General features: G+C 41.5%; 19 protein-coding genes and 1 pseudogene. 17 read left to right on the plus strand and 3 right to left on the minus strand.

Annotation, left to right across the window (positions count from 1 at the left end; translation table 11 throughout):
- The first annotated feature begins 151 nt into the window (after positions 1 to 151).
- The 4 genes from ACQY36_RS00990 (at position 152) to ACQY36_RS01005 (ending at position 1740) form a co-directional block, all read left to right on the plus strand.
- Entirely contained in the window at positions 152 to 619 is a 468-nt protein-coding gene (locus ACQY36_RS00990) for a copper resistance protein NlpE (RefSeq protein ID WP_428071116.1), read from the plus strand.
- A gap of 185 nt (positions 620 to 804) precedes the next feature.
- Positions 805 to 1104, plus strand: a complete 300-nt coding sequence (locus ACQY36_RS00995) for a DUF2924 domain-containing protein (RefSeq protein ID WP_428077363.1) — start codon at positions 805 to 807, stop codon at positions 1102 to 1104.
- Positions 1105 to 1115: 11 nt separating this feature from the next.
- Positions 1116 to 1307 (plus strand): DUF5681 domain-containing protein, encoded by a 192-nt coding sequence (locus ACQY36_RS01000; RefSeq protein WP_428077396.1) that lies wholly within the window; start codon positions 1116 to 1118, stop codon positions 1305 to 1307.
- Positions 1297 to 1740: a DUF2924 domain-containing protein gene (locus tag ACQY36_RS01005; protein ID WP_428077364.1), complete on the plus strand. Its 444-nt coding sequence runs from the start codon at positions 1297 to 1299 to the stop codon at positions 1738 to 1740. The genes ACQY36_RS01000 and ACQY36_RS01005 overlap by 11 nt, the downstream gene beginning before the upstream one ends.
- Here the strand turns inward: ACQY36_RS01005 and ACQY36_RS01010 are convergent.
- Positions 1720 to 2442 carry a hypothetical protein gene (locus ACQY36_RS01010; RefSeq protein ID WP_428077365.1) on the minus strand — a complete coding sequence of 241 codons (723 nt, stop codon included), beginning with the start codon at positions 2440 to 2442 and terminating at the stop codon, positions 1720 to 1722. The two genes, ACQY36_RS01005 and ACQY36_RS01010, sit on opposite strands and share 21 nt — an antisense overlap.
- Positions 2443 to 2633: 191 nt before the next feature.
- Between ACQY36_RS01010 and ACQY36_RS01015 the strand changes: the two are divergent.
- The 3 genes and pseudogenes from ACQY36_RS01015 to ACQY36_RS01025 all read left to right on the plus strand — a co-directional run.
- Positions 2634 to 3173: pseudogene (locus ACQY36_RS01015) on the plus strand (recombinase family protein); the annotation flags it as partial.
- Complete coding sequence (locus ACQY36_RS01020) at positions 3112 to 3519, plus strand: recombinase family protein (RefSeq protein WP_428077366.1); 408 nt, start codon at positions 3112 to 3114, stop codon at positions 3517 to 3519. The pseudogene ACQY36_RS01015 and the gene ACQY36_RS01020, both read left to right, overlap by 62 nt.
- 265 nt (positions 3520 to 3784) lie before the next feature.
- The gene (locus ACQY36_RS01025) at positions 3785 to 4141 is read left to right on the plus strand and encodes a hypothetical protein (protein WP_428077367.1); all 357 of its coding nucleotides are present in this window, start codon (positions 3785 to 3787) and stop codon (positions 4139 to 4141) included.
- Between the two features lie 36 nt (positions 4142 to 4177).
- On the opposite strand, the gene ACQY36_RS01030 is transcribed toward ACQY36_RS01025, so the two are convergent.
- Positions 4178 to 6166, minus strand: a complete 1989-nt coding sequence (locus ACQY36_RS01030) for a DUF2075 domain-containing protein (RefSeq protein WP_428077368.1) — start codon at positions 6164 to 6166, stop codon at positions 4178 to 4180.
- A gap of 64 nt (positions 6167 to 6230) precedes the next feature.
- Between ACQY36_RS01030 and ACQY36_RS01035 the strand changes: the two genes are divergently transcribed.
- Positions 6231 to 6464, plus strand: coding sequence for a hypothetical protein (locus ACQY36_RS01035; protein ID WP_428077369.1), 234 nt, complete (start codon positions 6231 to 6233; stop codon positions 6462 to 6464).
- Positions 6465 to 6808: 344 nt separating this feature from the next.
- Here ACQY36_RS01035 and ACQY36_RS01040 read toward each other — a convergent pair whose 3' ends face one another.
- Positions 6809 to 7927: a Fic family protein gene (locus ACQY36_RS01040; RefSeq protein ID WP_428077370.1), complete on the minus strand. Its 1119-nt coding sequence runs from the start codon at positions 7925 to 7927 to the stop codon at positions 6809 to 6811.
- Positions 7928 to 8950: 1023 nt separating this feature from the next.
- Between ACQY36_RS01040 and rfbA the strand changes: the two genes are divergently transcribed.
- From rfbA to ACQY36_RS01085, 9 genes are read left to right on the plus strand one after another with little or no spacing between them, the layout of a single operon-like run.
- Positions 8951 to 9835 carry a glucose-1-phosphate thymidylyltransferase RfbA gene (gene rfbA / locus ACQY36_RS01045; protein WP_428077371.1) on the plus strand — a complete coding sequence of 295 codons (885 nt, stop codon included), beginning with the start codon at positions 8951 to 8953 and terminating at the stop codon, positions 9833 to 9835.
- The gene (gene rfbC / locus ACQY36_RS01050) at positions 9822 to 10376 is read left to right on the plus strand and encodes a dTDP-4-dehydrorhamnose 3,5-epimerase (RefSeq protein ID WP_428077372.1); all 555 of its coding nucleotides are present in this window, start codon (positions 9822 to 9824) and stop codon (positions 10374 to 10376) included. The genes rfbA and rfbC overlap by 14 nt, the downstream gene beginning before the upstream one ends.
- The gene (gene rfbD / locus ACQY36_RS01055) at positions 10367 to 11206 is read left to right on the plus strand and encodes a dTDP-4-dehydrorhamnose reductase (protein ID WP_428077373.1); all 840 of its coding nucleotides are present in this window, start codon (positions 10367 to 10369) and stop codon (positions 11204 to 11206) included. The genes rfbC and rfbD overlap by 10 nt, the downstream gene beginning before the upstream one ends.
- The gene (gene rfbB / locus ACQY36_RS01060) at positions 11185 to 12198 is read left to right on the plus strand and encodes a dTDP-glucose 4,6-dehydratase (protein ID WP_428077374.1); all 1014 of its coding nucleotides are present in this window, start codon (positions 11185 to 11187) and stop codon (positions 12196 to 12198) included. The genes rfbD and rfbB overlap by 22 nt, the downstream gene beginning before the upstream one ends.
- A 1-nt stretch (position 12199) precedes the next feature.
- A complete protein-coding gene (locus ACQY36_RS01065) occupies positions 12200 to 13279 on the plus strand; it encodes a DegT/DnrJ/EryC1/StrS family aminotransferase (RefSeq protein ID WP_428077375.1) in 1080 nt (359 codons plus the stop codon).
- A gap of 3 nt (positions 13280 to 13282) precedes the next feature.
- A complete protein-coding gene (locus ACQY36_RS01070; protein ID WP_428077376.1) occupies positions 13283 to 14833 on the plus strand; it encodes a glycosyltransferase in 1551 nt (516 codons plus the stop codon).
- Positions 14830 to 15558, plus strand: coding sequence for a WbqC family protein (locus tag ACQY36_RS01075; RefSeq protein WP_428077377.1), 729 nt, complete (start codon positions 14830 to 14832; stop codon positions 15556 to 15558). Before ACQY36_RS01070 ends, ACQY36_RS01075 begins: the two co-directional genes overlap by 4 nt.
- Positions 15555 to 16553: an NAD-dependent epimerase/dehydratase family protein gene (locus ACQY36_RS01080; protein ID WP_428077378.1), complete on the plus strand. Its 999-nt coding sequence runs from the start codon at positions 15555 to 15557 to the stop codon at positions 16551 to 16553. The genes ACQY36_RS01075 and ACQY36_RS01080 overlap by 4 nt, the downstream gene beginning before the upstream one ends.
- An 18-nt stretch (positions 16554 to 16571) precedes the next feature.
- Positions 16572 to 17624 carry a glycosyltransferase gene (locus tag ACQY36_RS01085; protein WP_428077379.1) on the plus strand — a complete coding sequence of 351 codons (1053 nt, stop codon included), beginning with the start codon at positions 16572 to 16574 and terminating at the stop codon, positions 17622 to 17624.
- Positions 17625 to 17632 lie beyond the last annotated feature (8 nt).

The raw sequence follows: 17632 nt of genomic DNA on the forward strand, positions 1-17632 counted from the left end.
GGGCGGCCGGGAAGTTCTACACAGGGAGTCTCCCCGGTTTGGCGTCCGGGAAGCGGACAACAGGTGTCCACCCATATAACCCAAAAAAACGCCGTTTTATTGCACCGGTTTTGCTATGATAAAACTATCAGCAGGAAGAAAGGAGAGATATATGGCAAAGAATGTATGGGTTATTTTTGCAGCGGCCGGGTTGCTGGCCGTATCCGCCTGCGGCCGCGCGCCGCAGGATGAAAATGCGGACGGTGTGGAAGTGGCCGAAGTAACGGAAACGGTAACGCTTCCGACGGATATGCACAACGCCGCGAATTCGCTGGATTATAAAGGGGTTTACGAAGGGTTGCTGCCCGCGGCTGACGGGCCCGGGATTCAGACCACGCTGACGCTTGCGCCGGACGGAACGTTTGTTTGGCGTTCCGAATACTTGGACGAACAGGACGGCGTATTTGTGGACCGGGGGACGTATACGCTCACCGGGAATGTGGCCGCGCTGGAAGTGCCGGGAGAGGGCGTGCGCTACGTCAAGGTGGAAGAAGGGCGTCTGCGCCTGCTGGACCAGGATAAAAATGTGATTACCGGTTCACTGGCGGATATGTACGTGCTGGAAAAGACGCAGAAATAAACCGTTTGTTTGATGCAAATCTGTTTAAAAGGCCGGGAGGAATTGTTCCCCCGGCTTTTTGTATGCGGGTATGTGAACGGGGATTTATTGTGCCCCAACAAAACCCCCGGCGTAGCCGGGGGATGTTTATTATCGGCCTATAGTAAGCGGTAATGTGTACACAAGCCGTACTATAGGAGATAAGTATGAAAAAACAAACTAACAAAACACGCAAAATTACCCTTAAAAATCTTCCGGATATACCGGCAGCTATGGCGGTTGATATCCAAGCAAAAAGCTCCTCCTCTACCCCTAAACGGGATCCGCGTATTCCGCCCGCAGGAACGGTGCTTACCAAAACCTACCACGGCCAAACCCTAGAAGCTAAAGTGCTTGAAAATGGCTTTGAATATCAAGGCAAAGTGTATAAAAGCATATCACGTGTAGCAATGGAAATTGTCCGCCACCCTATCAGCGGATATGTATTCTTTGGGTTAAGCAAATGACTCCATATAGAATGCCGCCGCTGACGGGCAGATTTGTAAAGGGCCGCTCTGGCAATCCCCTGGGGCGGCCCAAGAAGAAGCAAAATGCGCAGCTACTGGAGACGGCTATCTTGTTCTTTGACACATTAGCCAAGGCCTATTATCAAAAAGGAAAGGCAGCTCGGAAGATAGAAAAAGTGAGGGAAGTATTAAATGAGAAATAAATGCTATTTGCCCAAAAGCTTGGAAGAAATAAAGAATTTAAGTGATGAAAAACTTCAGTTCTATTGGGATATATTTTATGCTTATCCCCTGCGCGGACGCAAAGGGAAATATCGCCCTTTGTGGTATGCTATCCAGTGTGAATTATCCGGCAGCAAACTGGCGGATAAATACATTACCCGATTGAACCGTTATGCAGCTAATCCGGAAAAATACATCCAGCGCGCTAAGAAGAAAAGATACAGTTTGGCGATCGGTACGGTGATTAGCAAAACCTACAAGGGCAAGATATATCACGTTACCGTAAAAGGAGAGAGCGCCTATGAGTGGGAAGGCGAGGAGTATGATAACTTATCCGCCATTGCCGGTAAAATAACGCAGGGCCACATCAGCGGCCCCAAATTTTTGGACTGTCTAATTCTCTGCTCTGAGTAAAGGTAATAATATTTCTTCCATATCTGATATAATTTTTTTCATGAAGTTATCATGTATAGATAAATCCCAGATCTGCATACTGTAACCATCTGTTTTATGATCACGAGAACTTTGTCCCATTAGAAGCATTTGAATATTTACATATATTTTTTGATGAATATTTTTTCTTACTTGATCAAATAAACAAATCAACGGTTCTCCAAAATAAATTTTAGCCTGTATTTTTAGAGTCATAAAATTGTTTATTGTATTTAGTTCTTTGTCAAAACGATAGAGAAATATGACTCCTTCTTCTATCGGTTTTTGTGTGTCAGAAGAAACATCTTTTCTTTTTTTTATCACTTCTTGTGCTTTTTGTATTTCGTCCGGTGAAGTGAATGGATTGCTAATTCTTAAGATGGCCTGTTCTACCTCATAACAAGCGGTCATAATTTCTTCAGCCAATTTAATTTTTTTATCATGAAGTCTTTCTTTGCTTTGTTTGCTAATATCTTCTTGTATAGCTTTTTGTTTATTCCCCCAAGAGGTAACACTGTTAATACTTAAAATGACTCCTAAGAATGCTGCTGTTGAAGCTAAAATTCCGGAATAACTATCTAGTTTGATCCGGTATTTTGCATATAAGACAATTTCTAAAATTACCAATAAAATTATCAGCATTATTATTCCTAATGACTGACGGTTTTCTTTTACAAATTTCATATTTGACTTCTCTCCCATTAGTAAGCGGTAATGTGTATAGGAGAATTGTACCAAATATGCCCAAAATCAACTGTGCAATCTATACGCGTAAATCTACTGAACACGGCCTGGATATGGAGTTTAACTCGCTCCAAAACCAGGAGGAAGCCTGCAAGGCCCATATCCTCTCCTAAGCGTTTAACCAATGGGAATACTATAAAACCTATTCGGACGGTGGCATCAGCGGTGGCACGATGGAACGGCCCGGGCTTTTACAAATGCTGGCCGATATCCGCGCGCGCAAAATACAAATGGTGGTTGTGTACAAAGTGGACCGGCTTTCCCGCTCCATTATTGATTTTCACAAAATGATGTAGGAGTTTGATAAATACGGCTGCAATTTTGTGTCTATCACGCAATCGTTTGACACCTGCAACTCTATGGGGAAACTGACGCTTAATATGCTTTTATCCTTTGCACAGTTTGAGCGGGAAGTATCCGCCGAGCGCGTGCGGGATAAAATAGCCGCCAGCAAAGCCAAAGGCCTTTGGATGGGAGGCATGCCCCCGCTGGGGTATGATGTGCAAGAGAAAGCCCTTGTTCCTAATCCGCAGGAGGCCGGCTTGGTCAGCCTTATCTATCGCAAATATCTGGAAATAGGGAATATATTAGCCTTGGCCCGTTGGCTCAATGCGCAGGGCTATCACAGTAAACGCTGGATATCTGCCCGCAGTACAAGCCCCCGGCGGTAAACCCTTTCAAAAAAGCAGTATCCAGCGCATTTTAACCAATCCGGTCTACCTTGGGCAGGTGGCCCATGCGTCTAAAAATAAGACCTACAAAGGCCAGCACCCGGCTATCCTATCGGTTGAGATATGGGAGCAGGTGCAAGCCCAACTGCGGCGGCGCATTAAGAGCCCGCAGGCGTTTAGCGGCTACCGCCGACACCGCACTCTTCTGTCCGGCAAATTACAAGTGAGCAAGGGCACTCTTTCCGCATTACTTCTTCCAAAAAGCAAGGCCGCCAGCTGCTGTATTATTACACCGGAACGGGCGGGCATTATTTGCCGGTGGGGCAGTTGGACGATTTTGTGCTAAAAATGCTTAAAAAGGCCTGCTGGGGGGAAATTTCACCTGTCCGAATACATCCCTGCCAGACGAACAATTAAGCCCTTGGATCAGCAAGGCCGTATGCCAAACTCGCGGTCAGCAGCATCTGATTACGCTGTATTTGGAGGAAAGCCAACTTCCGGCTGATATAGCCGACTTCCTTCTGCGGCCAGAAAGCAGTCGGGATAACATGCTTTATCTCCGGCGTATAAACGGCAGATTATGTATTCAAGCCGGTTTTATAGTGGATAATGTGTCCGGCACAAAACTACAAAACGGTACGGCACGCAATATTTTGACTATTCAGCAAATAAATGAAAGCTTGGTGCGGGGGCTCGCACGAGTGTGGCAGTGCAAAAAAATGGCAGAAAAAGGGCTGGCTGTGCAGGAAAGAGCAAAAACCCTTGGCCTAAATAAACGGACTTTTGCCCGCTATATGAACTTATGTTATTTGGCCCCTGCCATTGTAGCAGACATTTTGGAATACAAAAACCCCAAGCACTTTACCTTGCGTCAGTTGATGGATTTAGCCGAGGGAGACAGTGATTTTAAGCAGCAGGAAAAGGAATGGGAAAAAGGCTCCGCAAAAATGGGTTTTTGTTCTATTTGAACACAGAAAATTTTCATAAACTGAATTTGTACTTTTTCAGAGAGTTATTTGTAATTCAGGTAAGCCAAGTGATTTAAGATAATTATATGTGTTATCATAAAAAGCGGGACACCTTGTTTTATCTTCTAAACTACCTTTTGGAATAAAGATAACCATCCCCTGGCGGGCTCTAGTGAGTAAGACACGGTATGTGTTCTTCAAATAAAGTTGCTTTTCAGTGGAGTTAACATGGTTCCAGCGACTACCAGTAAAATTATTAAATGTCCATTTTTGTCCATTAAATCGAAAATCTGCATCCCATGCCACAATAGAAAAGTCCACTTCTAATCCTTGCACGTCAAATTCAGTAACCACATCTTCTAGCGCGTAGCAAGACCGCACATCTTCTTTATCATTTAAAAACCAGTTGGCGACAGATATTTCATTTTTAACATAGATCCCTTCCGGTTTTAGGCGCAAGGCCCCGCTGCTAGCTAATAATCCGTACTTATTCGTTCCTCTTGCTTGTTCTTTGACCCATTGTTTAGCGGTAGGCAAATCACGAGTAATTACCAAAGGATATTTGTCCTTTATTTGATCATATAAATATTTAGCTTGTTCACTATTTACATCTAATAATGCCTTAACAAAAGAAGCTAAATGCGGCGTGCGGAATGATCTAACAGAGGTATTTAAATGTAACGCTGGGTTTTCAATTATAGTTAGACCTTGTATCAGCTCACTCCATGTTTTATCACGACGGTATTCTTCGTCATTTAATTGAGGAGTAATATACACATCCCAATTTGGAAAGGAACGTCGAAATGCGTCAAACCATTCTGGCAAACCAGCTTCTCCGGTATTTATTTCTTGACCGCCACCAACAAGACAAATAATTACTGCCCAATCGCCATGTCTATCCATGGTACTAATTAAAAATTCGGGTTCACTATATTGGAAATTTGGGATTCCTTTCTTGGCACTCATAAATTTAGATAGCATTTCTTTTGTCCAAGAACGTTGCGCTTCATCAAAAATAGCGACTCTCTCTGGCGGTACATAATTGTTGCCTACAAAATAGTCCCTATATTTATGAATAATTTGAATAAAAGCCGAAGTGCTACGCAGAGCTTCACTTTTTGTAATACTCTGACCTTTTTGTTTTTCTTGCTCCACTTTATCCCGCGCAAGGGCTTCTTGTAGTACTTGAACCAGAGGGAAATTACCAGACAAGAATACAGCATGTTCGCCCTGTGCGGCATTAGAGCGCTCAATCGCTACATTTAACCCAACTAATGTTTTGCCAGCCCCAGGGACTCCAGTTACAAAGCAAATGGATTTGCGATAGTTTTGTTTACTATGTTCAATAATTTTGGAAAGTTCAGCGGTAGTTACTGTTAAATTAGTAGCGCCAGCGTCACTGCGGGTAATATCGTGCACATTATGTCCTCTGTATAATGCTTGTGCCGCCTCTACGATGGTAGGAGTGGGGAGGTATTCTGATTGTTCCCATTGTTTGTAATCGAACGGGCTGTCGCCATATTTTGCTGTAACTTGAAAGATTGTTTCTGCAAGATTATGGGCATTACAACGCAAAGGAAATACAATGCGTTCCTTATCAAGGATGTTATTTTCTACTGCGGGAGCCAATGTAGAAACAATAATAGGAACTAGTAATTTGTGATGACTCTCTTTGTGAAAATTACGTAAATCCAACGCATAGTCATATACCTGATCATAAGCTGTAGAGTGATATTCTCTATCACCACATTTAAATTCCAATAAAAATACGATATTCTTATACAGACAGACCACATCTACCCGTTTCCCCATACGAGGAATAGTGTATTCAAATATAACCTGCCCTTCATTGAATTTTGCCAATTGCTCTTTGAGAATGGAAATTTCTTGTCCCCAAGTATTACTTTGCTCAATAGTGGTGTCAGCGGTAGCATTATTGGAATGAATAACACCCAAGATTTCTTCTGTTGGTTGTTGAAGAAATTGGATTAACGGGGCGGAATAATATGATCTTAAACTTCGCATAATATATGTCCTTATTCTACATCATTCATAAATAATTGTGAATGAAGTAATGTAAGAGGGATTTTTGATGTTTATAAAAACAAAATTTATTTCCGATCTTCAAATTTACCTCATTAGAGAACAAGACCCGGAAACGGGTCTTTCTTGTATCCTTAAAGACCTCTCTAAAACCGGGACTTATAAAAATTCCGCGCTTTTCCCATCGGGCGGCACTTATCAATCCAACAAAAAAGGCATCTCTAACGAGATGCCTTATAAAATGGTGGGGCAGGCGTGCGTGATGGTTTCCTCTCTCTAAAACCCAGACGTTGCTTTCCCTGTTTATCAGGGTAAAAACAGGGATTTTTGCCCATTTTAGGACTATTTTGCGGACTTTGGAGATATCCCGTTATAAAGAGCTACGTCGGAGGAAACCGGATCCGGAAGTTCCAAATTCCCTAAAACACTTAACAGGGAAAAAACAAAGATATGCAGGGAAAAATTATTAAATGGCAGGGAAACTGCCCGTAGATACCAGGGTGTTTGAAAACGGCCTTTTACATCTCTTTTTTGCGTTTAGTTTCATAATAAATCAGCACAATCTACGCAAAAAATGCGTAGATTGTGCTGATTATAGAAATATCTGTCTATAGAAGAGAAGTTTTATAATTCTTCTTCTGTTTTAATCTTATCCGGTAAGGTATAGTGAGTGCTCCTTCCGTCGCCGTGTTTGATAAGCAAGCCGTGGCCTAACAAATCCGTAATATCCCGGTTAGCCGTCATTTGCGTTATTTTGTTAATTTTAGCCCACTTGGAAGAAGTTAGCTTACCATTAAATCCTTCAAAAAGAAGTCCAATCATCTTCTTTTGCCGTGGATTTAAGTCGGCATTTGCTTGGTTCACGAATTGATATTTAAGCAAAATTATACGCGTAGCGCTGGAGGCGCTTTCTAATGCCCGTTTTAAGCAAATCAAAAACCACTCCATCCATTCTGTAATATCAAGAGAACCTTGCTGGCATTTTTCTAGTATGCCATAGTATGCTTTTTTCTCTTTTTGTATTTGGGCGGACATACTATAAAACCGCTTGCTTCCGTTATCGGATTTGGTAAGGAGCATATCGGTAATAGCACGGGTAATACGTCCATTTCCATCGTCAAACGGGTGAATGGATACAAACCATAAATGAGCTACCGCTGCTTTAATAATTAAATTTTCCGAAGAATTATTTATATAGTCCAAAAAATCTTTCATGTCAGCGGGCACTTCTGCTGCTGGCGGGGCAACATAATGTACCTTTTCCATACCAATAGGGCCAGACACTACTTGCATAGGGCCTTTCTGGTCTTTCCTATACATAGCGACATCAATTTTAAAAAAGCCGCTGTATCCGGTAGGGAACAAGCAATTATGCCACCCAAAAAGACGTTCGTCTGTTAAGGGGGCATTATAATTGTGCAAAGCATCCAACATCATATCTACCAAGCCGTCCACATTACGCTTGCTGGGAATGCTGTCTGCAATGGATATACCTAATTTGCGGGCAATAGAAGATCGCACCTCTTGAAGGTTCAGTTTTTCGCCTTCTATCTCGGCAGAGGTAACAATATCTTTTGTGATGTTGTCCAAATGGGCGGTGTCTTGCGGTTGGAGCCCTACGGCAGACATTTGTCCAAACAAAAAACCTTTGGCCGTTAATACTTCGGTCAATAAGGAATTTATTTTTTGATGTTCCCAAGTAAAATGGGGCCAACCTTCATTTTGATAGATATAATGTTTCATACCAGTATCTTAACAATAATCTTAACATTTTTCAAGTGTAATCTTAACATTATTTGTTATTTGTATTCTGAAATATAATTTTATAATCTTAACATTTTATTGTATTCAAGTTGCCAAAATACTGTGCGGGGGCAACAAGAGAGACTGTTTTTAATTCATTCTGAGCATTTTCCCTAAAATTTCCACGGATTCGTTAGCCAAGAACGGCTCGTATTTGGCTTTATTGTCCGAAATCAAGCAGTACCGGGGGCCGTTTTCACTATTAAAATCCCCAGCCGTTTGATTTTAAGGCCGTCTTCTCTGCGGCACAGAACCACGCTGTTAAGCGGCGGCAGGGTACCGTCGACTGGTTAAAGAGTATTTCTGGGATATTGGATCGGTATATGAAGTATTTTGATCAAATAAGGGAGTCTTGCGTTAGCGAGGAGAACTTTTTGATTTCTTCCCGTTATAAAAATTTTTGTAAAATAAGGTTTTTTTGTGTCTCGTAATAGAAGTGTTTTATATGAGGTAGAATTTGTTGCGTTAAATTTGTTATACTAAAATAAATTATATATTAGAGGTTTGAGTAGTACATCCGCGTAGGCGGTTTTATACAATTTATCTGTTTTGGGAATCCTATTGGAGAATAGGAAGTCGTTTAATAACGTGCTAATCCCGTCCCAAAATAGCTGGTTTAGGCAGAAGATGAAGGGAAGTCATGAGCCCTTTGTCTTCTGCCGAGTGTTTCGCATATTTTATATGCGGAACCACGGCTGTTTAATGACTGGGACTGGGATTAGCCTCGGAATTATTCAGCCGTTTTTCTTTTCTTCACTGATTTGCCTTTCTTTTATTAAGCCCACAATAGGATTCCTGCATATAAACTAAATTCTGTGATGAGGATTTAGAGTTTTTCATATGGGTCAGCACATCCATATGAAGGGGAAAAGGGCTTTTTCCTCCGCCAAGAGTATTAGCCCTTTTCCCAAGTATAGAATGCAATATTTTTAGACGTAAAGGCTATTTGAAAGGGAGAATATCATGAAGGGCATCATTTTGGCCGGAGGTACGGGCAGCCGTTTGTATCCGGCGACGTTTGGCATATCCAAGCAGCTCATTCCCGTTTACGACAAACCGATGGTTTTTTATCCTCTTTCCGTGCTGATGCTGGCCGGGATACGGGACGTTCTTATCATTTCCACCCCGGCGGACCTCCCTCTCTACAAAAAACTCTTTGGAGACGGCTCCGCTTACGGCCTTCGGCTTTCTTACGTCGAACAGCCCAAACCCGAAGGGTTGGCCCAAGCGTTTATTCTGGGAGAAAAATTTATCGGCTCCGACAGCGTCTGTCTGATTTTAGGCGACAATATCTTCTATGGCCGCGACTTAAAGAAACTGGTGGGGGAGGCCTCCGCCAAAAAAACCGGAGCGACCGTGTTTGCTTATCACGTCAAAAATCCCACGGCGTACGGCGTAGTGGAAATAGATTCGGAAAAGAAAGCTTTGTCTATAGAAGAAAAACCCCAGGCTCCCAAATCCAACTGGGCCGTGACGGGGCTTTATTTCTATGACAACCGCGTGGTGGAGGTGGCCAAAAGTCTGAAACCTTCCGCACGTGGAGAGTTGGAAATTACCGCAGTCAATGACTGGTATCTGAAGCGGGGAGAATTGTCCGTCCAGCTGATGGGGCGCGGTATGGCCTGGCTGGATACGGGCACGCATTCGGACCTTATTAAAGCCTCTATGTTTATTGAGGCCTTGGAAAGCCGCCAAGGGCTTAAAATCGCCTGTCTGGAAGCCATTGCGTTCAAAAACGGTTGGATTGGAGAGGATGTGCTCTTACAAAGAGCCGCTCTGATGAAAAATACGAAATACGGGGAGTATTTGCGGCGTATTCCGGAGGACATGAAAAATGGATTTTTTTAAGCCGTTTATTGAGGGACTGCTGGTGCTGACGCCCCGGGTGTTTGAGGATAAGCGCGGATATTTTTATGAGTCTTACAACCGGCAAACCCTGCTCCGCGCGGGAATCTCCGCCGATTTTGTACAGGACAATGAGTCTTTTTCCGTTCAGAACACCCTGCGCGGACTTCATTTCCAAAAGCCGCCGTTTGCGCAGGCGAAGCTGGTGCGCGTATTGGAAGGAGCCGTCTGGGACGTGGCGGTGGATTTGCGCCTGAATAGCCCAACGTTTGGCAAATGGTTCGGTGTGGAGCTTTCCGGCGAAAATAAAAAACAGTTTTTTATTCCACGCGGATTTGCCCACGGATTTTCCGTCCTCACGCCAACGGCCAAGTTCGCCTATAAGTGCGATAACTATTATAACAAAGCCTCCGAAGGGGCGGTCCGGTTTGACGACCCGGAACTGGCGGTTGATTGGAAAATAGACTTATCTAAAGCCGTTTTGTCGGAAAAAGATTTAAAAAATCCGTTGTTTGACGCATATAAGGAACATCCATGCTTTTGATTACGGGAGCAAACGGGCAGTTGGGCCGTTCTTTAAAAGATATTTTGGGAGACAATGCGCTGTACACCGACGCGGCGGAATTGGATATTACCGACGAACAAGCCGTGCTGGAGTTTGGGGACGGGCATGATTTCTCGGCAATCATCAACTGCGCCGCATACACCAATGTGGATAAAGCCGAACAAGAGGCGGAGCTTGCCCGGAGGATTAACGCCGCAGGGCCGGCCAACTTGGCAAAATTGGCGGCGAAAAAAGAGGTTCCTCTGCTGCATATTTCCACCGATTACGTATTTGATGGCTCGGCCAATGCGCCCATTTCCGAATCCGCCGCCACCGGCCCGCTGGGCGTGTACGGACGGACCAAGCTGGAAGGGGAACACAATGTGTTGAGCTATGCGGGCACCGTCGTTATTTTGCGTACGGCTTGGCTGTACAGCGAGTATGGGAAAAATTTCTTAAAAACGATGCTGGCTCTGGGAAAAGAAAAAACGGAAATCCGCGTGGTGGCCGACCAGTTCGGCACGCCTACTTACGCCGCCCATTTGGCCCAGGCCGCGCTGCGCATTTTGCCCGCCGTTAAACCGGGAAGCAAAGAAATTTACCATTTTACGGACGAAGGAACGGCCACGTGGTATGATTTTGCCCACTATATTTTAACGCAGGCGCACGCCGCCTGCCGGGTTCGTCCCATACTGACCCTGGACTATCCCACACCGGCCAAGCGGCCGGCTTTCAGCGTATTGGATAAAAACAAAATCAAACGGGATTTCGGTTTGAATTTACCCCATTGGACCAAAGGAGTGGAAGAATGTCTCAAGAAACTGTCTTAGTAACGGGCGGCGCCGGGTTTATCGGTTCCAATTTCGTGCCGTATTTTTTGGAAAACTTTCCGCAATACCGCGTTATTAATTTGGATAAACTGACTTATGCGGGTAATTTGGACAATTTAAAAGAATGCGAAGGCAATCCGCACTATACGTTTGTAAAAGGCGACATTTGCGATGCGGAGTTGGTAAACAAACTGTTTGCCGAGCACGATATCCGGGGCGTGTTTCATTTTGCGGCGGAATCGCACGTGGACAATTCTATAAAAGGTCCTTTGCCGTTTGTCAAAACGAACATAGAAGGGACGTTTACGCTGCTGGAAGCGGCCCGCCGCCATTGGATGAGCGCGCCCGGGCAAGTAAAACCGGGGTATGAAAACAGCCGTTTCCACCATATTTCCACGGACGAGGTGTACGGCACGCTGGGGCAGACGGGACTCTTTACCGAGACGACGCCCTACGCGCCCAATTCTCCGTATTCTGCAAGCAAGGCTTCAAGCGATTTTTTGGTCCGCGCTTATTTCCATACCTACGGCATGAACGTAACGACGAGCAACTGCTCCAACAATTACGGTCCGAAACAACATGATGAAAAATTGATTCCGACGATTATCCGCAAGGCGTTGGCCGGGCAGGCGATTCCGATATACGGGGACGGGAAAAACGTGCGGGACTGGCTGTACGTGCTGGACCATTGCCGGGGGATATCGCTCGTTTGGCAGAAGGGCAAAGCGGGAGAGACGTACAATATCGGCGGGCGGAACGAACGGAATAATTTGCAGATAGTGGATACTATTTGCGGTTGGTTGGATAAATTGCGTCCGTCCTCTGACGGGAAATCTTATAAAGAACTGGTTACTTTCGTGCAGGACCGCGCGGGGCACGACCGCCGCTACGCCATAGACGCGACGAAGCTGGAAACGGAATTGGGGTGGAAAGCGGAAGAAAACTTTGAAAGCGGTATTTTAAAAACGGTTAAGTGGTATTTGGATAAATGATATGGAAAAAATTTTAGTTACCAAACCGTATCTCCCTCCGATTGAGGAATATAAAGCGCAAATTGACTTAATTTATGCCTCTAATCAGTTGACAAACCAAGGTCCGCTCTTGCAAGAATTAGAGGAAACATTGCGAACATTTTTACAGGTTAAATACTTCCAGTACGTAACCAATGGAACCATTGCCTTACAACTAGCGCTGGAAGCTCTGGGTATTGATAAAGGGGAAGTGATTACAACGCCGTTTTCATATGTGGCAACAACTTCCAGCATCTTATGGCAACGCTGCAAACCTGTATTTGTAGATATAGAGCCGAAAAATTTTACCATTGATCCTAGTAAAATCGAAGCGGCTATTACCTCTAAAACTCGCGCAATCATGCCGGTTCATGTTTTTGGTTATGCGTGTGATGTGGAAAAAATTCAAGAAATTGCCGAGAAGTATCATTTAAAAGTTATTTATGACGCTGCGCATGCATTTGGTTCTGTATATAAAGGAAAATCTTTATGTAGTTATGGTGATGTTGCTACTTTGTCTTTTCATGCAACGAAACTCTTTCATACTGTGGAAGGCGGAGCCGTAATAATTAGAGAAAAAAGCGTTAGCCAAAAGCTGGACCTGGTCAAACGTTTTGGTCATTGTGGCGATAATCATTTCTGTTTGGGAATTAATGGAAAACAATCTGAATTCCATGCGGCTATGGGACTTGCTGTTTTGCCTCATTTGGGGGAAATTGTAACGGCCAGAAAGCGCATCTGTGAATTATATGATCAAGAATTGGCCGGGCAGATAGAACGACCCCAAATGCAAAAAGAATTAATTTATAACTACGCTTATTATCCGGTATTGTTTAAAGATGAAAAAACTTTGTTACGCGTATTTAAAGCATTAAATAATGAGGGAATTTATCCCAGACGGTATTTCTATCCGTCCCTCAACACTTTGCCGTATTTAGATGAACGAATATTGTGCCCCATATCGGAAGATATTTGTTCCCGTATTGCGTGTCTTCCGTTATATCCAAATCTGAGGGAAGAAAGTATTTGGCGAGTTATACATATATTACAGAGCATAATTTAACCTATGAGCATTCATAACTTTGGAAAACGCAATTTAATTGCAATAGAAAGCTGTGACGCCCAACAGTTGGATATTACTGTTTACGGAAGTGACAATAATATTACTATCGCTAAACTTTGGCATACAGGAAAAGGGAAAGTATCAATTGTTCTTTATGGACATTTTTGTAATATAAAATTGGAAAAATCAATTTATATTCATAATGGACTTCAAATTCGGTTGGGCAAGGACGCTCAACGTAAAGTTAGTTATACAAATGTAACGATTGGAAAACAATGTAGCATAGAGCAGGCAAAAATTATTACATTTCATTCCAATCAAAATATTATCATGGGCCAACAATGTATGTTGGCAAACAATGTTCTCATCAAAGCAACAGATGGACATCCAATATATAATAAACAAGGTGTATTTTCAGCTCCTGGTTCTGGAATTCGTATAGGGGACAAAGTGTGGTTTGGGGAGAATTGTGTGTTACTCAAAAATGCACTTGTTGGCGACGGATGTATTGTTGGAAGTCATGCTGTAGTAACCAAACCATTTCCCCAGAAACATTGTCTCTTAGCCGGTAACCCGGCTCAAAAAAAGAAACAGAATGTATTTTGGAAAAAGAATGATCCAAATTGGCTTGCAAATGGAAAATATCTTTATACACAGTTTCAACCACTTAATCATACACAATTGCCTTACTTACTAACAGTTTATGTATTAACATATAACCATGAAGATAGCATTGCAAAAACTCTTAACAGTATATTAGAGCAGAAAACCAAATATCCGTTTATTATTACAATTCTAGAAGATCATTCTACTGATAATACGCTGGCAATTTGTAAGGAATTTCAAAAGAAATATCCATCTCGAATTCATATTATTGCCCAAATGAAAAATACAAAAGGCGAACATAGCCGTTGGGCAAAAGAAAAAATTAATACAAAGTATTGGTGCACTCTTGAAGGGGATGACTACTGGGACGACGAAACAAAAATTGAAACGGCGCTGGATGTATTAGAAGAGAATCCAGAGTATATAGCTTTTGCACATGATACAATCTGCCGTTCTGTACAAAAAAATTATGATTATTCTTTATATCATAATTCTGCAGATGCGCGTTGTTGGAATACTGGTAAAACACGTCAAGTTTCATTTGAACGACCCATATATATTCATACATCGGCAATTATCTATCGGCATATTGTGGATTTTTCGCAATATACATTGCCACTAATAGATACCTATATATTTTTCTATCATTTGAGTTTTGGACCAGTATTCTTTATAGACAAAATCATGTCTATTCATCCTCAAACAGGAAAAGGTATGTGGTCTTCTCTGTCTCAGCGCCAGCGAAATTATAACAACGAAATCATTCATTATGAACTTAACCAAGCTTTAGGGTATCGTTTCAATGCTTTTTTTTCCACTATTGTACGTAAAACTAAAATGTTGCGACGATTACAACATATATTTGGAATTAGCGTTGGTTGGAAAATTTATATTTTTTTACAAACTATTCAATTTAAATTAGCTATTTTGCGAGATAAATTACTATGAAACTAGGTATCATGCAACCTTATTTTTTCCCTTATTTGGGATACATCAGTTTAATAAAGCATACAAATCAATTTATTTTATTTGATTCTGTTCAATTTATTAAGCACGGATGGATCGAGCGTAATAGAATACTGAAACAAGGGGGAGGTTGGACTTATATTGCTATCCCATTGGAAAAACATCCAAGAGAAACATTGATTAAAGATATTCGTATCAGAAAAGAACCGTGGCAAGAAAAGTTAATTGCTCAACTTACGTTTTACAAACGACGAGCACCTTATTATGCTCAAACTATAGATGTGGTCAAGGAAGCTATTGCCTTAGATACAGATAGTATTACTTTGTTAAATTACAATGTATTAAAAACTATATGCAAATACTTGTCTATACCGTTTAATTGTCAAATATTTTCCAAAATGAATTTACAAATCGAGACGCCGCATGCTCCAGATGAATGGGCTCTGAATATATGTAAAGTTATTAATGGAACTACGGAATATTGGAATCCTCCGGGGGGCATCTCTTTTTTTGATAGAAAAAAATATGAATGCTCACAAATCAAGCTCGTTTTTCAACAAGTGGAATTATTACCATACTCTCAATATGGCTTATCTCCTTCTTTTGAGGCTGGACTATCCATAGTGGATGTAATGATGTTTAATTCCCCACAAACGATTTGTTCTATGTTAGATCGTTTTAAATTAATTACGGAGAATACTTTATGAATATAGTAATTTTAGGCGCTTCTGGGATGATTGGGCTTTATTTAGTCGATGAATTATTAAAAGATGGACATCATATTATAGCCACCGGCCGTAATGATGAAGTACTTCCTTATTTTCGGGAAAGGGGTATCCCTTATGTTCATTTGGACGTTTCAAAAGCGCAGGATTTCAAGTTGTTGCCTCAGAGTAATGTTGATGTTGTTGTCCATTTAGCTGCAATCATGCCTGCCACTATGAAAGGATACGAACCAAACCGTTATTTTGAGATTAATACGTTGGGAACACTAAATGCTTTAGAATATTGTAAAAAAGTTGGAGCCAAACAAATCTTATACACTCAATCTCACAGCGATATGGGCGGATATTGGGGACAAAAAAAACCCATTAATCCGTATTTACCTTATTCAATTTTATATGGAAATGATCATACTGTTTATATAATCTCAAAAATTGCGGCCTTAGAACTGATTAAACATTATCATGTTGCGGCGGGACTTTCATATGCTGTGTTCCGTTGCCCTAATATTTATTCTTATCATCCAAATCAATTCTTTTATGTTGATGGAAAACGATGTGAAGTCGGGTATCGCAAAATGATCCGCCAGGCCTTACGAGGAGAAACTCTGGAAATATGGGGAGACTGCAAAATACAAAAAGACATCGTATACGTGAAAGATTTGACTCAAATGATGCTTAAAGCGATTCATAACAAAATTCAAGCAGGCATATATAATGTTTCTACAGGGAAAAGGACCTCTTTGGAAGAACAAGTGTTGGGAATTGCCGAAGTATTCTCTCCAACTAATAAACCATGTATTATAAAGTATCGTCCAGAAAAAAAGGTACAACTTAATCAGCATCATTACAGTATTAAAAATGCAAAAAAAGATTTGGGCTACAAACCAGCATATTCATATAAAAAAATGTTGGAAGATATGAAAAAAGAAATGGAATCAAAACGTTTTGATTGTTTAAAAGCGAAAAAATATATCTGATATTAAGTATATAAAAAGATGAATTCAATTAAAGTGTCTATTTGTTGCATTGCTTATAATCACGAGAGTTTTATCAGACAGGCATTTGAAGGTTTTGTTATGCAAAAAACAAATTTTCCTTTCGAAATATTGATTTATGATGATGCTTCAACGGACGGGACAGCTACAATTATTAAAGAATATGCTGTACGATATCCTGATATTATCAAGCCTGTTATAAGCAAAATAAATTATTTTTCGAGAAAAATTCATCCAAATAAACGATTCAATTGGGGGCGGATTCAGGGAAAATATGTGGCCTTATGTGAGGGAGATGATTATTGGACAGATCCCTATAAATTACAACGACAGGTAGATTTTTTAGATTCTCACTCGGAATATAGCATGTGTTTCCATCCTGTTTGTATACATTGGGAGGATGAAAGAAACAGGCCAGACGAATATTTTCCACGGGAGGACTATCGTTTTTATAAAACTACGTTGGGACTGGCGGATTTGCTGAAACATAATTTTATACAAACAAATTCTGTCATGTACCGTTGGAGCCTTTATGATGAATTGGCAGAACTGTTTCCGGAAAATATTATTCCGGACGACTGGTTCCTTCATCTGTTGTATGCTCAAAAAGGAAAAATTGGTTTTTTACCCCAAGTGATGGCCGTTTATAGGAAACATAAAAATGGAATTTGGTTTAACTGTTACAGCGAAGAATGGTTTCAACGGTTTCTTTTTCCAATGCTGAATTTTTATTTACAAGCCGAGCAACAATTTGCTTCTGATCAAATATTACATTTGGCAGAATTAATGTCTAGAGTAATTGATGTTTGCAAGGAAACAGGAGATTTCGGGTTGTTGAAAAGGACGATTCAAACATTTCCAAAGTTGTGGGCACGATTAACTAGCAAGGCATTGAGGCAATCCTTCCCGGTTTGGGCTGGGGCGGTTTACAAGTTGTCTTTGCCTAAATTTCGCTCGCAGCGCCGAGAATATTTTAAATTACTTAGAAATCTATGGCAGATTAAGCATTTTTTGAAAAAGAATCCTGAATATATATCGAAGAAAATACTTTAACATCCTGC

The organism is Candidatus Avelusimicrobium alvi (assembly GCF_958451995.1).
GTDB classification, from domain to species: Bacteria; Elusimicrobiota; Elusimicrobia; order Elusimicrobiales; family Elusimicrobiaceae; genus Avelusimicrobium; species Avelusimicrobium alvi.

Coding starts and splice junctions, on each gene's coding strand:
- ACQY36_RS01000 (WP_428077396.1), top strand. CDS start 1,116: ATGCCGCCGCTGACGGGCAGATTTGTAAAGGGCCGCTCTGGCAATCCC.
- ACQY36_RS01020 (WP_428077366.1), top strand. CDS start 3,112: ATGCGCAGGGCTATCACAGTAAACGCTGGATATCTGCCCGCAGTACAA.
- ACQY36_RS01075 (WP_428077377.1), top strand. CDS start 14,830: ATGAAACTAGGTATCATGCAACCTTATTTTTTCCCTTATTTGGGATAC.
- rfbB (WP_428077374.1), top strand. CDS start 11,185: ATGTCTCAAGAAACTGTCTTAGTAACGGGCGGCGCCGGGTTTATCGGT.
- rfbC (WP_428077372.1), top strand. CDS start 9,822: ATGGATTTTTTTAAGCCGTTTATTGAGGGACTGCTGGTGCTGACGCCC.
- ACQY36_RS01010 (WP_428077365.1), bottom strand. CDS start 2,442: ATGAAATTTGTAAAAGAAAACCGTCAGTCATTAGGAATAATAATGCTG.
- ACQY36_RS01030 (WP_428077368.1), bottom strand. CDS start 6,166: ATGCGAAGTTTAAGATCATATTATTCCGCCCCGTTAATCCAATTTCTT.
- ACQY36_RS01070 (WP_428077376.1), top strand. CDS start 13,283: ATGAGCATTCATAACTTTGGAAAACGCAATTTAATTGCAATAGAAAGC.
- rfbA (WP_428077371.1), top strand. CDS start 8,951: ATGAAGGGCATCATTTTGGCCGGAGGTACGGGCAGCCGTTTGTATCCG.
- ACQY36_RS00995 (WP_428077363.1), top strand. CDS start 805: ATGAAAAAACAAACTAACAAAACACGCAAAATTACCCTTAAAAATCTT.
- ACQY36_RS01080 (WP_428077378.1), top strand. CDS start 15,555: ATGAATATAGTAATTTTAGGCGCTTCTGGGATGATTGGGCTTTATTTA.
- rfbD (WP_428077373.1), top strand. CDS start 10,367: ATGCTTTTGATTACGGGAGCAAACGGGCAGTTGGGCCGTTCTTTAAAA.
- ACQY36_RS01040 (WP_428077370.1), bottom strand. CDS start 7,927: ATGAAACATTATATCTATCAAAATGAAGGTTGGCCCCATTTTACTTGG.
- ACQY36_RS00990 (WP_428071116.1), top strand. CDS start 152: ATGGCAAAGAATGTATGGGTTATTTTTGCAGCGGCCGGGTTGCTGGCC.
- ACQY36_RS01065 (WP_428077375.1), top strand. CDS start 12,200: ATGGAAAAAATTTTAGTTACCAAACCGTATCTCCCTCCGATTGAGGAA.
- ACQY36_RS01005 (WP_428077364.1), top strand. CDS start 1,297: ATGAGAAATAAATGCTATTTGCCCAAAAGCTTGGAAGAAATAAAGAAT.
- ACQY36_RS01085 (WP_428077379.1), top strand. CDS start 16,572: ATGAATTCAATTAAAGTGTCTATTTGTTGCATTGCTTATAATCACGAG.